The organism is Providencia sp. PROV210 (genome assembly GCF_028479445.1).
GTDB classification, from domain to species: domain Bacteria; phylum Pseudomonadota; class Gammaproteobacteria; order Enterobacterales; family Enterobacteriaceae; genus Providencia; species Providencia rustigianii.
Genome location: NZ_JAMPNQ010000006.1, coordinates 96,430 through 110,935 on the forward strand (window position 1 = coordinate 96,430; position 14,506 = coordinate 110,935).

Sequence of the window (14,506 nt, forward strand, 5' to 3'; positions counted from 1 at the left end):
AAAAAGAAAAATTCAAAATTATCTAAGTTTTAACTTTGCGTTCCTTGGAATTAGCGTATTCGCCGCCTTGCCACAACGCGAATTATTTAGAGCTATGCTTGGGTAAGGTTAAAAGAAAAATTAAAAAACAAAAAATAAATGAAGTGACGCAATAATGAAGTGACACAATGAAGTTGAACACTTTAAAAACTAGCTTTTTACTTTTTCGATAAACTGCTTGGCGGAAATATGCCAAATATGGGGGATGGGAGTAAAGCCTAGCTTGGGGTAGGTGTTTTGTGAGTCGGGGGTGGAGCGAAAAATAATCTGGCACTCTGGGGGGAGTTCTTCAGCGGTCAGGCGCAATAAATGCTTGCCAACACCTTGGTGAAGATACTCAGTATCTACCGCAATTTCAGAGATATAGCAGCAAAAACTAAAATCCGTGATCCCACGGGCAAATCCCACTAATTGCTCATCCACCCATGCACTAATCAACAAATCTGCATTATTTAACATCGAATCTAGCAGTGCCAAATTATCCGAAGGAACCAGCGTATCCAGCGGAGATTGGTTGATCAAATTTAGAAAATCATCCACAGAAATGGAGTGATTCACTTTATAGATAATCTGACTGTTCGCCGTCTCCATCACATTCCCTCTAAAATAAACATCGCTTATATAGGTTTAGCTCGAAATTGAGAAAATTGCCTGTTTTTCGCTGTGTTTTTATAGGAGGAAATAAGGGAGTTGTTCATCAAACTATTTCCATGGTTATTTTGTTGAAATTAGATAGCCACAATGACGTTTATTTTGACGAATTTTGTTATTTAAATAGTGAACATGATTTTGTATAAATAGTCACTATGGTGACTGTAGCAATTCAATCAATTGATTTTATAATTAGTTAAATGTAACCAATTGAAAAATAAAGTAACATAAAATTAAAAATAGATATTATGTGCCGATGGGTTCTAGGGGAATATAATGCAGCATTATATTTCGTGATAGGTATCCATATGTTTAAAAAGGTTATTTTTGTATTTTTTCTTGGTTTTTCTTCTTTCGGTTGTACCACGGACTTGTCATTTAAAGAAAAGTCACCCGCTGATCGCCTATATAATGAAAACTACCAAGGCATCGACACACTGCAAGAAGAACAAAAATTTAAATTTGACCCCAAATTGAAAATTGCACAGAAAGATCAAAGTTATCAATATTTATTAGAACAGCGGGATGAAGAGCAAAAATCGATTTTTAATCAAATCCGTCCTTGTGATATTAACCCTACAGCAGCAGGGTGCCCGGGGCATTTATCGTGGATGAATGACCCAAAAGAAATTCGCTCCATGCTAGAGCAACAGCTCAAAAATGAATAAGTAATATTGAAATTAGTCGATATCAGGGCGCTCATTGAGCGCCTGATTTTTTTGTACGAATTAAATTATGCGCCTTCAGGGAACGTCAGAGTCGCTCCCGGTGCTTCACGACTTAAATGAATAAAATTCAAATGCTTTTCATACTGGTCGAGAATATCGCTGATCACCTGCTCTTTGGTGTAATCCATTAAGTCATTGGCTTGGGTGCCTTCCCATAGATAGGTTTCAAGTCGGTAATAATGAGATTTACCCGAGCGCGCACGGTAAGTGAAGCTTGGAACAGTGTAACGACGTGGCCAAATTTGATAGATAAAACTCTGCTCCTCAGCCAGATCGACCACTAACTCTAAATGATTAAGTCGCTCGTCTTCAGGAAGTGGATGAATAGTAAATTCCACCTGTGCACCGCGTAGCTCTAACTCTTTGGCAACATCTTGCATGGCAGGAATACACACTAAATCCAACATTCGCCGCGTATAGGTTGTTCCGGGGAAATTCATCACCCGACCTAAGCGCTGTTTCCATTTAATCGGCTCATTACCATACAGCGGAGCTGGTGCGTTGGTATTAATCGCACTAACACGACGGAAATCCTCAAATCTCAGTGACTTATATAACCCCGCCATCACAAAGAAAATCACAAAGCTAAAGGGTAGCCCCATAATCACTGTGGTATTTTGCAGGGCAGAAACCCCATCAGTCATTAACATTCCTAGAGTCAATAAACCGATGGCAACCGACCAGAAAACCCGCAGCCAATTAGGTGAATCACTGTTTATATCGCTCAGTTTTGAGGTGAAATTCCCCAGCACCAGCGAGCCTGAATCCGCTGAAGTGACATAGAAAAGTAGCCCAGTAATTGTGGCGACCGAAGCTGTGAATCCAAAACCGGGATATAACGCTAATAGGGAATAAAATCCTTTTTCAGGCGCTTCTAATACAGTTTGCGCTAATGCTTCATTGCCGTGAATAATTTCATATAACGCGCTGTTTCCGAAAATAGACAGCCACAGCAAAGTGAATACGAAAGGAATAATCAGTGTACCAATCACAAACTGGCGAATGGTGCGACCTCGGGATATTCGTGCCAAAAATAACCCAACAAACGGTGACCATGCCACCCACCACGCCCAGAAAAACAGTGTCCAGCTATTCATCCAATCTGTGGGGCGATCAAATGCAAAGCTGTTCAGGGTCATCCCCATAAAACGATTAATATAATCCCCAACATTCAGCACTAAGGCATTAAGCAGGAATTCGGTATCGCCGACAAATAAGATAAATAAAATCAATCCTAGCGCCAGTAATACATTCAATTCAGACAAAATACGGATGCCTTTATTCACGCCAGAGGTAGCTGAAATCACAGCCATCACTACCGAGAGGAAAATCAAGCCTCCCTGAACCGTGAGTCCTTGAGGAAAGTCGAACAGAACTTTTAACCCATAATTGAGTTGCACCACACCAATTCCCAACGTCGTGGCGATACCAAAAATGGTGCCTAATACGGCGGCAATATCCACGGTATGACCAATGGGTCCATTAATCCGATTACCAAAAATGGGATACAACGCTGAGCGAATGGTGAGTGGCAGATTATAACGATAACTAAAATAGCCCAGTGCAATGCCCATCAAGGCATACATTGACCAGCCCGTTAGTCCATAGTGAAACAGTGTCCACACCATCGACTGACGAGCCGCTTCAAGGGTTTCACCTTCACCAGTTGGCGGTAGCATATATTGAGTTACGGGTTCCGCAACGGAGAAAAACATTAAATCAATACCAATCCCTGCGGCGAATAACATGGCAGACCAACTGAGCATGCTGAATTCTGGTTTGGATTGCTCAGGCCCTAGCTTGATATTTCCAAAGCGTGACGTGGCGATAAAAATCACGAATACGATGTATAAAGTGGCGGCTAATAAATAGTACCAACCAAAGGTTTTAGAGACCCATCCTAGCGCAGTCACAATCCACTGATTCGCGGTATCAGTCATTAGGATGGTAAAAAAAGAAAACGCTAAAATTAGCGCGGCGGAGGTAAAAAAAACAACAGAATTAAGTTTGTCTTTCTGCTCATTCTTGGGACTTTTTGAATTTGTCATTGGCAGTTCCACAATTTTATCCATATGAAAATTTAAAGTTTATTTCTTCTCTAACGTATTGAATTATTAGCGAAGATTTAAAATTTCACGGGTATCTCCTCGATGTGTTTGTGAATTTATTGTTATAAACAATAGTTAATATTGATTGAACATTCAATTAAAAAAACGTTTAATAAATGGGTTCAGTGGTTTTTTTAGGTCCCCATGCCATGCCAAAAATTGGAATACAATCGATACGTAAACAGCAGTTAATCCAAGCCACTTTAGCGGTCATTAACGAAGTAGGAATGCAGGAAGCCAGTTTTGTGTTAATCGCACGCAAAGCCGGTGTTTCTACTGGAATCATCAGCCATTACTTTCGTGACAAAAATGGTTTATTGGAAGCGACTATGCGTCATATCCAATACCAGTTGGGATTTGGTATCGCTATGCGCCTAAGAATGCTGACGGGTGAGGATCCAAAACGCCGTATTCAAGCGATTGTTGAAGGTAATTTTGATCCGATACAAATCAGTGACGCTGCGATGAAAACATGGTTAGCCTTCTGGGCTAGCAGTATGCATCAGCCTAATTTGAATCGTTTACAACATGTCAATGATCGCCGCTTATATTCCAATCTCAGCTATGAGTTTGGGCGTGTATTGAATAAATCAGATGCCCGACGTGCTGCCAAAGGTTTGGCCGCATTGATTGATGGCTTATGGTTACGCAGTGCATTGAGTCGAGAGGTTTTTCCGGTTGAAGAAGCGTTGAGCATTACCAACGAGTATATCGATATGCAACTTAATCGAGCAGGGGACAAAGCCACCTAATAGCAATTCATAGGAGAAATTATGCAGAATCCACCCATTCACAAGCTCTATATCCATGGGGGCTACGTGGACAGTTCACAGCCAGAGTGTGGGCAGTTTGAAGCGATAAACCCAGCTAATGGAGAGTTGATTGCTCATCTGCAATCGGCTTCCAGAGAAGACATTGACTGGGCGGTGGAAAGTGCAAAACAGGGACAAAAAATTTGGGCATCCATGACGGCAGTAGAGCGCTCCCGCATTTTACGTCGTGCCGTGGATATTCTGCGTGAACGCAATGACGAATTAGCCCATTTAGAAACCCTCGATACAGGCAAACCGTTATCTGAAACCTGCTTTGTGGATATTGTCACAGGGGCGGATGTTTTGGAATATTATGCGGGGCTGATCCCTGCCTTAGAAGGGCAACAAATTCCACTACGTGATACTTCATTCGTGTATACCCGCCGTGAGCCTCTCGGTGTCGTTGCCGGTATTGGTGCATGGAACTATCCTATCCAAATTGCCTTATGGAAATCTGCCCCTGCATTGGCTGCGGGAAATGCCATGGTGTTTAAACCGAGTGAAATGACCTCATTAACCGCATTGAAGCTGGCGGAAATTTATACTGAAGCTGGGCTGCCTGCTGGAGTATTTAATGTGGTCACTGGGCTAGGTAGTGAAGTCGGGCAATGGCTCACGGAGCATCCTGATATTGCTAAAATCTCTTTTACTGGGGGTATCGCGACAGGAAAAAAAGTGATGGCGAATGCTTCAACCTCTAGCTTAAAAGAAGTCACCATGGAGCTAGGCGGCAAATCCCCGTTAATTATTTTTGACGATGCTGACTTAGACAAAGCCGCCGATATCGCCATGATGGCAAACTTTTATAGTTCCGGGCAGGTATGCACGAATGGGACACGTGTATTTGTACCAGAGGCATTAAAGGCCATATTCGAAACCAAAATTGCTGAGCGTGTTGCTCGCATTAAAGTCGGTTCTCCACTCGATATGCAGACGAACTTTGGTCCATTAGTGAGTTTCTCTCATATGGAAAATGTGTTGCGTTACATCGAAATCGGCAAGGCTCAAGGCGCGAGGTTACTGTGCGGTGGTGAACGTTTGATGGACGGTGAATTTGCTCACGGGGCGTATGTGGCACCGACCGTATTTACGGACTGTCTTGATGAAATGCAAATTACTCAAGAAGAAATTTTTGGGCCTGTTATGAGTATTTTAAGCTACCACAGTGAAGATGAGGTAATCGAGCGCGCTAACCACAGTGTCTATGGGTTAGCAGCGGGAATCGTGACTCAAGATTTAACCCGCGCCCATCGTGTTATTCATCAGTTAGAAGCTGGAATTTGTTGGGTCAATACGTGGGGGGAATCTCCAGCACAAATGCCTGTTGGCGGCTATAAACACTCTGGTGTAGGCCGTGAAAATGGGTTGGTCACGTTGCAAAATTATACACAAATAAAATCCATTCAAATTGAACTAGGAGAATTTACGTCCGTTTTCTAATCATCTTTTAACTTTGACTGAAACAGAGGAGATAACAATGGTCTATGACTACATTATTATCGGTGCTGGTTCAGCCGGTAACGTTCTAGCTACCCGCCTGACAGAAGATTCTGATGTTACTGTGCTGCTCCTTGAAGCAGGAGGACCGGATCACCGGTTCGATTTTCGCACACAAATGCCAGCGGCATTGGCTTACCCGTTACAAGGGCGTCGCTATAATTGGGCATACGAAACTGATCCTGAACCCTATATGAATAACCGTCGCATGGAATGTGGGCGAGGTAAAGGGCTAGGTGGTTCTTCATTAATTAATGGTATGTGTTATATCCGTGGAAATGCCATGGACTTTGATGAATGGGCAAAAGCGCCCGGTTTAGAGGATTGGCACTACCGTCATTGTCTGCCTTATTTTCGTAAGGCGGAAACTCGAGATATTGGGGGCAATGCTTATCATGGTGACCAAGGCCCAGTAAGCGTGACGACGCCTAAACCCAAAAATAACGTACTTTTCCACGCGATGGTGGAGGCGGGTGTTCAAGCGGGATATCCCCGAACTGATGATTTGAATGGTTATCAGCAAGAGGGATTTGGTCCAATGGACCGCACGGTTACCCCTCATGGACGCCGAGCCAGTACCGCCCGAGGTTACTTAGATCAAGCACGTTCTCGGCGTAATTTAACCATTGTGACCCATGCTACTACCGATATTATCGAATTTGATGGTAAAAAAGCGGTGGGCGTAAAATATTATCGTGGAAAGAGTCAACAACCTACCGGTGCCACCGCACGTAAAGAGGTACTGCTTTGCGCTGGCGCGATTGCTTCTCCACAGATTTTGCAACGCTCAGGTATCGGTCCTGAAGCCATCCTAAAAGAGTTTAATATTTCACCAGTACATATCTTGGAAGGGGTGGGTGAAAACCTTCAAGATCATTTAGAAATGTATTTACAATATGAGTGCAAGCAGCCTGTTTCACTGTATCCAGCATTAAAATGGTTTAACCAACCTAAAATAGGGGCTGAATGGCTTTTTAAGGGAACGGGAATTGGCTCAAGTAACCAATTTGAAGCCGGTGGCTTTATTCGTAGCAGTGAAAAATTTGCGTGGCCCAATATTCAATTTCATTTCTTACCAGTGGCAATTAATTACAATGGTAGCAATGCGGTTAACCAACATGGTTTCCAAGCACATGTTGGGTCAATGCGCTCACCGAGCCGTGGACGTGTACGAATCAAATCTCTCGATCCTCGTCAGCATCCCAGCATTGTTTTTAATTACATGTCCTGTGAGCAGGATTGGGAAGAATTTCGAGCAGCCATTCGGATCACGCGAGAAATTATGGCGCAACCTGCATTAGCGCCCTATCGCGGCGAAGAAATTAGCCCCGGTAATCAGGTCATAACGGATGAGCAGATCGATACGTTCGTGCGGGAACATGCTGAAACTGCTTTTCATCCTTGTGGTACTTGTAAGATGGGATTGGATGAAATGGCGGTAGTTGATGGCGCAGGGCGTGTGCATGGAGTTGAAAATCTTCGAGTCATTGATGCCTCGGTGATGCCGCAGATTATTACAGGGAACTTAAATGCAACCACGATTATGATCGCCGAAAAAATGGCAGATAAAATTCGAGGGCGAACACCGTTACCTGCAAGTAAAGCACCGTATTATCAAGCAAGCCATCAATAGATTAAATGATAACAACTTTGTGAAGTCTAAAGAGCAAGAGGGGGGATATCCCTCTCTTGGTTAAGAATAGATTTAATGAAATTATTTATCTATAAACTCATTATAGGCACGTAATGTTTCAGTGGCATACATTACAGAGGGGCCTCCCCCCATCAAAATAGCGACACCAAGAGCTTCGGTTAGCTCTTGCTTTGTAACACCTAAATCGACCAATGTTTTTGTATGAAAACCTATACAACCATCACAGCGATTTGCAACAGCAATCCCTATTGCAATCAATTCCTTGGTTTTTTTATCTAATGCTCCATCATTTGTACTTGCTATCTGTAGCCTTGAAAATTGATTGATAACATCAGGAATATTTTTAGCAAGCTCGTCTATATTCAAGAGAAGGTCTTGGGTAATCTGTTTGAATTTAGTCATGAATACACCATTAAATTTTATATTAATTTACATTATGTATTTAAATATAATATTTAACTCTGATTAAGCAAGATATGTATGTGAAATAATATCTAATGCCTTATTATTCTTTATATTTAATTAAAATTGATACATGTTATTGGTATTTTACCTATAAATTAGGTATTTCATTATTTAATATGGATATGGATATTTGTATAAAAAAATCCTCCAAATTATGGAGGAAAATAAATATTAAGCGAGAATATCTATATACCACTAGACATTAACGTAACAAACTCGACCAAACAATCGAAAATTCGTGATTTTCACTTTATGTTATATTGAAATAAAGCTTATTTAATGTGTAAATTTTTCCTGTTAACGAACCGAGTTTACTAACCATTGCAAATAATTATCCTCTACTTGGCTAGGATCTAAGCAAATTAATTCTGGTGTTTCATAAGGATGGATCTCTCTGATGGCGTCAAATAGGGCTTGTTGGTTGGCGATGGTACTTTTGATTAGCAGTAAAATTTCATTATCTTCAGTCACCGCTCCTTTCCATAGATAAACGGATGTTACTTGGGGTAATAACGAAACACAGGCAGCAAGGCGATTATTTAACAGATGTTGGGTAATTTTAATTGCGCTATCATGGGTGTTGGTTGTACAGAGAACAATACAGGGTTGCTGAGGGTTTTTATAATGAGTGTCATTAAGTGTCATTTTAATTTCCTTTAGAGTGATAGTCTTATTTCGATAAACTGCCATACATATTTTAGATTAACTTAATGGACAAGGGTTAAAATAGGAAATAGTGATATTAATATATGGCTGATTATTATTTTCACCATTATCATCCTCAGAAACTAATTCACCTAACTGCAATGTTTTTTTAACCATTGCTTTACAATTGCCCGTTTGGTGAGCAAATGTGTTTCGTAAGTAAACATACCAGTAATATAATAGCGCTTCAAATAAACTAAATAGTCTCCAGTTACAAGGGGCATTCTTGCTATATTCAACTAATTGTTATTAATTCGATTCAGCATTCAGTTTTAGATAAGTAAATATAATTTTTAGCGGAAATTTTGTATATTGATAGAGATTTTAAAAATAGTATTAATATTTATTCGCTTTTATCTGATGGATGAGAAAGTGGCGTGGTTAGGTGAAATAATGACTGGTTTTTAGTGTGGCTTGCTTTTTTTATTATGCGCAAGTCGATGAGCAATTGTAATTTAAAATCATAAAATGTTACATAATTTACTGATTATACAGCAAAAATAAGTAACGAAATGATAACGATCAAGTTTTTATAATGATAATTTGCTAACATCGAGCTAAAGATAAAAATATATTATTGCATTTTCTCTGTCATTCCATCTTAAAACTTGTATGGATACCCTTATGAATAAACTGACCCCGTTAAAACCGATACCCACATTAATCGCAGTCGCCATAGCATTAATTATTTGGTTCATTATTCCTGTTCCTGAAGGTGTTAATCCAAATGCTTGGCATTTATTAGCATTATTTGTCGGAACCATAGCTGCAATCATAGGTAAAGCTCTACCAATTGGTGGGGTATCAATTGTCGCGATTTCCTTGGTAGCGGTTACTGGGGTCACTAACCCAGAATCAACAAAAGGGGCTATTGCTGATGCATTAAGTGGTTTTTCCAATGACCTTATCTGGTTGATTGGTATATCCATTATGGTATCAATGAGTTTAAATAAAACGGGATTAGGTGCGCGTATCGGTTATTACGTTATTTCCCTGTTTGGTAAAAAAACGTTGGGGATTGCTTACTCTTTGGCGATTGCCGAAACTATTTTAGCGCCTGTTACGCCAAGTAATACGGCTCGAGGTGGCGGAATTATTCACCCGATTATGCGCTCAATCGCGGATAGCTTCGGCTCTAAAGCCGAAGATGGAACCGCAGGAAAAATTGGACGCTACCTTTCTTTGGTTAACTACAATATTAACCCAATCACGTCTGCGATGTTTATTACTGCGACGGCGCCAAACCCATTGATTGTTAGTTTAATTGTGAGTGAGGCGGGTAAAGGAAATGAACTGAGCTGGGGAATGTGGGCGGTTGCCGCGTTTGTTCCGGCAATAGTGTCTCTGATCCTGATGCCTTTAGTAATCTATTTTATGTATAAACCTGAAATCACGTCTACACCTGATGCACCTAATTTCGCGAAGGAGCGCTTACAACAATTAGGCCCGATTTCGTTGCCGGAAAAAATTACCCTTGGTGTGTTTGCACTCTTGCTGGTGATGTGGGCAGGGGTTCCTGAAATGTTATTTGGACCGTCTTTTAGTGTAAATGCGACTACTGCTGCGTTTATCGGTTTAAGTGTGTTGCTCGCAACGGGAGTGGTTAACTGGGATGATATTCTGAAGAATAAAGGCGCATGGGATACGGTTGTTTGGTTCTCGGCGCTGGTGATGATGGCGAGCTTCTTGGGTAAATTAGGTTTAATCAAGTGGATGTCACTCACCGTCGGTAGCTCCATCGACAGCATGGGTATTAGTTGGGTCTGGGGAACCTTAATTCTGGTATTAATATACGTTTATTCCCACTATTTCTTTGCTAGTACAACCGCGCATATTACCGCAATGTTTGCCGCATTCTTTGCCGCTGGCTTGGCTCTTGGTGCTCCGCCAATGCTGCTGGGACTTACCCTAGCATTCTCTTCTTCCTTAATGATGTCATTAACTCACTATGGGACAGGAACCGCGCCTATTATCTTTGGGTCCGGATATGCCACATTGGGTGAATGGTGGAAAGCGGGCTTTGTGATGAGTGTCGTGAACTTAATTATCTGGATCAGCTTAGGGAGTATTTGGTGGAAATTCCTTGGTTACTGGTAATGAGTTTAGTTAGCCATTGAATATCAGCATCAATCAAAAACCGGAATAAAACTCCGGTTTTTTATCGTCTTTGGATTATCAATGAAATTATATTTCTTAGAGATGAAAAAAATAAAACATCGACCTAAAAAATATAAGGTATTGTGAAGTTCTAAATAATAATGTCAGGAAATGATTGAGGATTTTTCATCTTAAAGCGGCTATGATTGAAAGATTAATCAATATTAAGAAGTCCATCGATTGAAATATTAGAAAGGGATAGTAGGTCTAAAATGAAAAAAATCGCATTAGTATTAGGTATGGCTGGTGTTATGGCATTAGTGTCTGCATGTTCGGATGAAAAGTCTGAAATTGCTGAATATAAAACTAACTTCGTGAATACTTGTACCAAGGCATCTGGCGATTCAGATGCAGAAACCACTAAAGCAGTCAGTGCAATTTGTGGTTGTGCATATGATAAAACAATTGAAAAATATGGTTTAGCAGAATTCAAACGTTTAGATGGTGAATTACAAAAATCAGCAAGTGCAGCGCCTGAATTCCAACAAACGATGATTGGATTTGTTCAAGAGTGTGCAACGAGCGCACGTTAATTGAATACGCTTATGAAATAAAACTAAGCACAGCACTTCTGAACAGTTAAGCGTTATTGACTAATTTGGTCGCTGTGTAAGATCCGTAATCTACTACGATTACGGATTTTTTTATGCTACATAGCCAGATTCTTGAGATAATTCAAAACTAGGCTTCAGATAAATACACCTCGCTTTTTTGCTCTCCTTTCCCATATCGATATTCTTCTATTAGTTATTCCTTTTGTGTTCTCAGTCAGTAGGTTAGCTACGCCGATATTTTAGTTCCTATGTTATAAAAACCATTTTAGAGAAAACAAACTTACTCGGATTAGAAAATAGCCCTGCTGGGCTGGAACAAATTTACGCTGATGGCACAGAGTTGAATGATCACTGACGAGCAATTATCAGACGGCTCCTGTAGCACAACTGATGAAGTAAGATGCTGATATTTACTGACACCGCGGATAGGATAAGCTGCATTTGTTGAGTTATATTCACAATAAAGAGTAAAGTAAATTTAAACTGATAATGTTGACTCTTCTATTTATTAAATTGATTTAAAAGAAAAACAACCCAAAAGACTATATTAATTTAAAATTAAAAGTGACAATTTAATTATTGATTTAATATTAATAATTTTATTTTTAGATAAATGAAAGCTTAAACTTAGAACGAATGTAATTATTATTGTAAATATTAAAGTAATAATTAAGGTTAAATGTTGTTTTTTAAACTTTTATTTTTAATGGTTAAATGATAATTGACCTTTAAGGCGTCACAAAATAATCATCCAAAATAGATTTTTTATTATCGGTGTTAAATAAGTTTTCAGATGAATCATTGTATATCAAAACAATATTTGTATATTTTTGTTTGTATATTTATTGTTTTTACACCTTATAGGTTTAATTTAATTTTTTTATTTATATTGTTTGACGAAAAATGATTGTTATTTTTTGACTGAATTGTTTTTATAAAATATCACTCGATATATTTATTTCAATAGTGGTAGTCTAAAAATGTAGATTAAATAATATATATTAAAGTATAAAATGATTTTTTTGGTGTTAATGTCGATTTTTCAATCTAAGTCAGTTTTATAATCTTCTTTATCACTATATGATTTACATATTTAGCGGTTAATTCTATCTTACTTGCCATTAATAACATTATGTTTTTATTGAAATTGTTTTTTTATTCTTATTGATTGTGCGCTCAATATAATTAAATGTTTTTCCTACTCGCGAATGAGTGGGCTTATTTGTTTTTAAATACTAGGTGCGTAATATATTGAACATGAACTATTCTGATTCAAAGTATGAATAATAAGTTCAGAGGTACCCAATATGGAAAATGAAAGATATAAATACTCATTGTCAATAGGTCAAAGAATTAAATCACTCAGACTACAAAATGGTTGGAGCGGTGATGCTTTAGGAAAAGTAACAGGAATCAGTCAGCAACAAATCTCTCGATATGAACGGGGAGTAAATAGAATTGATGTTGAATCATTAGCTAAATTTGCGAATGCATTTAATGTGAGCATCGTAGTCTTATTATCGGATTATGATAAGACCATCTACGATAAAAGTATATTTGTTGCAAATACAGTAGTTATCTAATTCAGGATAGTAGTATTAAAGGGACTTAATCTTCTTTTATGTAGTTAATCATCCTTATTTTAATAATAAAGGATAGGAATTGTTTTATCTTACAAAGGTCAAATATGAAAAAATCTCTTTTAGTTTTATTAATGGCGTCTTCAGTTTCAGCTTCCGTATTGGCAGCAGATGGGACAATTACGTTTAATGGTGAAATTACTGCAACAACGTGTGATGTGATAACTGGTACGAACGGTGATTTCACCGTTACTCTGCCAACAGTATCAACGACAGCACTTGCTAGTGCTGGTGCTACAGCAGGAAATACCTCATTTGTCATTGAGTTAGCTAACTGTACCGCTAGCGGCGTAGATGTGGCAGCAAACTTCGAAAGTTTAACAAGTGGAGATGCTGTTACTGGTAATCTTAATCCAACAACTGCCCCAGCTAACGTACAAATCGGTTTGGCTGACCAAGCAGGTAACTTGGCTAAGGTTAATGGTGCACCAGTCGGTAGACAACCGATTGTTGGTGGTGCTGCGACATTAGCATATCAAGCATTCTATTATGCAAAAGATGCAGTTACCGCTCCGGGTCTTGTGACTGCACAAGTTAACTATACCTTGACGTATCCATAATAAGTAAGACTGTCAGAGGGAGCAATTCCTCTGACAGATTCGATAAAAATATTCAAATACTGCTATAAATACAAGGTTAGGTCACTATGATAACTCGGATACCTATAATCAATAAAATAGTTCTATTTACATCATTGTTTATGATATCAACGTCACTTTATGCCAGCGTTATTATTAATGGAACTCGTGTTATCTACAATGAGAGTTCAAAAAGTAAAACAGTGCAGTTGGTTAATGAAAATAAATGGCCAGCATTAGTTCAGGTTTGGTTAGATAATGGTGACCCAAGTGAGCTTCCTGAAAATATTAAAACACCATTTTCTATCACTCCTCCTATATTTAAAATGTCTCCAGATTCTGGTCAGAATTTAAGAATAACCTATTTGGGTAGTAATTTACCTAAAGATAAAGAATCTATTTTTTATTTAAATGTATTGGAAATACCACCAGAGAGTGAAGACTCCGTATCTTTGGATAAAAACACTATGCAAATTGCAATTCGTTCAAGAATAAAATTATTGTATAGACCAATTGGTATTAAAATGCCATCTCAAATAAATGAAAAATTGTCTTTCTCAATAAAGAGAACAAATAAGGGGAATGAGGTTTTAGTTAAAAATAACTCTCCCTAGTATATTACTTTCCAGAATGTAGAACTTTCATTAGGCAATAAAAAGTTAGACTTAGTAGAAAATATGGTTGCACCATTCTCTGAGATTTACTTGATGCGAGATAATGGTACTGCAATACCAAATGATTTTATTAATGCCAAGAAAATCAACTACTCAATAATTAATGATTATGGTGGTTTAGATTCATTTGAATCAAATCTATAATAAATGGTATTACTATGAAAATAAAATTGGTTTTTATACTCATTTCTTTATCGTTAGCATATTCTAGAGTATCATTCGCTGTTGAAGAAAATCAAAATGA

The 14,506-nt window shown here is 38.7% G+C and carries 14 protein-coding genes; 10 read left to right on the forward strand and 4 right to left on the reverse strand.

The genetic code is table 11. From position 1 onward, the window contains the following. Positions 1-189 precede the first annotated feature (189 nt). A complete protein-coding gene (locus tag PR761_RS05755) occupies positions 190-630 on the reverse strand; it encodes a GNAT family N-acetyltransferase (protein WP_006813386.1) in 441 nt (146 codons plus the stop codon). Between the two features lie 368 nt (positions 631-998). Between PR761_RS05755 and PR761_RS05760 the strand changes: the two genes are divergently transcribed. Then, positions 999-1,358 carry a hypothetical protein gene (locus tag PR761_RS05760; protein WP_039854231.1) on the forward strand — a complete coding sequence of 120 codons (360 nt, stop codon included), beginning with the start codon at positions 999-1,001 and terminating at the stop codon, positions 1,356-1,358. Between the two features lie 65 nt (positions 1,359-1,423). Here the strand turns inward: PR761_RS05760 and PR761_RS05765 are convergent, their stop codons facing one another. Beyond that, positions 1,424-3,466 carry a choline transporter gene (locus PR761_RS05765; RefSeq protein ID WP_115164863.1) on the reverse strand — a complete coding sequence of 681 codons (2,043 nt, stop codon included), beginning with the start codon at positions 3,464-3,466 and terminating at the stop codon, positions 1,424-1,426. 209 nt (positions 3,467-3,675) lie between these two features. Here PR761_RS05765 and betI point away from each other — a divergent pair, with 209 nt between their 5' ends. The 3 genes from betI to betA are packed head-to-tail and all read left to right on the forward strand — an operon-like array spanning position 3,676 to position 7,468. Further along, positions 3,676-4,278, forward strand: a complete 603-nt coding sequence (gene betI, locus PR761_RS05770) for a transcriptional regulator BetI (protein WP_112837543.1) — start codon at positions 3,676-3,678, stop codon at positions 4,276-4,278. 21 nt (positions 4,279-4,299) lie between these two features. Next, positions 4,300-5,778, forward strand: coding sequence for a betaine-aldehyde dehydrogenase (gene betB, locus PR761_RS05775; RefSeq protein ID WP_006813381.1), 1,479 nt, complete (start codon positions 4,300-4,302; stop codon positions 5,776-5,778). A 37-nt stretch (positions 5,779-5,815) separates the two neighbouring features. Then, positions 5,816-7,468: a choline dehydrogenase gene (gene betA, locus PR761_RS05780; RefSeq protein WP_154611036.1), complete on the forward strand. Its 1,653-nt coding sequence runs from the start codon at positions 5,816-5,818 to the stop codon at positions 7,466-7,468. Between the two features lie 81 nt (positions 7,469-7,549). On the opposite strand, the gene PR761_RS05785 is transcribed toward betA, so the two are convergent. Next, entirely contained in the window at positions 7,550-7,891 is a 342-nt protein-coding gene (locus PR761_RS05785) for a carboxymuconolactone decarboxylase family protein (RefSeq protein ID WP_126436718.1), read from the reverse strand. A 360-nt stretch (positions 7,892-8,251) separates the two neighbouring features. Continuing rightward, entirely contained in the window at positions 8,252-8,599 is a 348-nt protein-coding gene (gene cutA, locus PR761_RS05790; protein ID WP_039854229.1) for a divalent-cation tolerance protein CutA, read from the reverse strand. A gap of 684 nt (positions 8,600-9,283) precedes the next feature. On the opposite strand from cutA, the gene PR761_RS05795 reads away from it, so the two are divergent. The 6 genes from PR761_RS05795 to PR761_RS05820 all read left to right on the forward strand — a co-directional run bounded on the left by PR761_RS05795 (position 9,284) and on the right by PR761_RS05820 (position 14,406). Then, a complete protein-coding gene (locus tag PR761_RS05795; RefSeq protein WP_126436720.1) occupies positions 9,284-10,756 on the forward strand; it encodes a DASS family sodium-coupled anion symporter in 1,473 nt (490 codons plus the stop codon). 272 nt (positions 10,757-11,028) lie between these two features. Then, complete coding sequence (locus tag PR761_RS05800; RefSeq protein WP_006813375.1) at positions 11,029-11,349, forward strand: hypothetical protein; 321 nt, start codon at positions 11,029-11,031, stop codon at positions 11,347-11,349. A 1,328-nt stretch (positions 11,350-12,677) separates the two neighbouring features. Next, complete coding sequence (locus PR761_RS05805) at positions 12,678-12,953, forward strand: helix-turn-helix domain-containing protein (protein WP_006813374.1); 276 nt, start codon at positions 12,678-12,680, stop codon at positions 12,951-12,953. 104 nt (positions 12,954-13,057) lie between these two features. Further along, positions 13,058-13,570, forward strand: a complete 513-nt coding sequence (locus PR761_RS05810; protein ID WP_006813373.1) for a fimbrial protein — start codon at positions 13,058-13,060, stop codon at positions 13,568-13,570. An 86-nt stretch (positions 13,571-13,656) separates the two neighbouring features. Next, positions 13,657-14,202, forward strand: coding sequence for a fimbrial biogenesis chaperone (locus tag PR761_RS05815; protein WP_230083588.1), 546 nt, complete (start codon positions 13,657-13,659; stop codon positions 14,200-14,202). 3 nt (positions 14,203-14,205) lie between these two features. After that, entirely contained in the window at positions 14,206-14,406 is a 201-nt protein-coding gene (locus PR761_RS05820) for a hypothetical protein (protein ID WP_272519341.1), read from the forward strand. The last annotated feature ends 100 nt before the right edge of the window (positions 14,407-14,506 follow it).

Bases quoted from the DNA above. Each gene is read 5' to 3' on its own strand.
- PR761_RS05755 (WP_006813386.1), bottom strand. From the start codon at position 630: ATGGAGACGGCGAACAGTCAGATTATCTATAAAGTGAATCACTCCATT.
- PR761_RS05760 (WP_039854231.1), top strand. From the start codon at position 999: ATGTTTAAAAAGGTTATTTTTGTATTTTTTCTTGGTTTTTCTTCTTTC.
- PR761_RS05765 (WP_115164863.1), bottom strand. From the start codon at position 3,466: ATGACAAATTCAAAAAGTCCCAAGAATGAGCAGAAAGACAAACTTAAT.
- betI (WP_112837543.1), top strand. From the start codon at position 3,676: ATGCCAAAAATTGGAATACAATCGATACGTAAACAGCAGTTAATCCAA.
- betB (WP_006813381.1), top strand. From the start codon at position 4,300: ATGCAGAATCCACCCATTCACAAGCTCTATATCCATGGGGGCTACGTG.
- betA (WP_154611036.1), top strand. From the start codon at position 5,816: ATGGTCTATGACTACATTATTATCGGTGCTGGTTCAGCCGGTAACGTT.
- PR761_RS05785 (WP_126436718.1), bottom strand. From the start codon at position 7,891: ATGACTAAATTCAAACAGATTACCCAAGACCTTCTCTTGAATATAGAC.
- cutA (WP_039854229.1), bottom strand. From the start codon at position 8,599: ATGACACTTAATGACACTCATTATAAAAACCCTCAGCAACCCTGTATT.
- PR761_RS05795 (WP_126436720.1), top strand. From the start codon at position 9,284: ATGAATAAACTGACCCCGTTAAAACCGATACCCACATTAATCGCAGTC.
- PR761_RS05800 (WP_006813375.1), top strand. From the start codon at position 11,029: ATGAAAAAAATCGCATTAGTATTAGGTATGGCTGGTGTTATGGCATTA.
- PR761_RS05805 (WP_006813374.1), top strand. From the start codon at position 12,678: ATGGAAAATGAAAGATATAAATACTCATTGTCAATAGGTCAAAGAATT.
- PR761_RS05810 (WP_006813373.1), top strand. From the start codon at position 13,058: ATGAAAAAATCTCTTTTAGTTTTATTAATGGCGTCTTCAGTTTCAGCT.
- PR761_RS05815 (WP_230083588.1), top strand. From the start codon at position 13,657: ATGATAACTCGGATACCTATAATCAATAAAATAGTTCTATTTACATCA.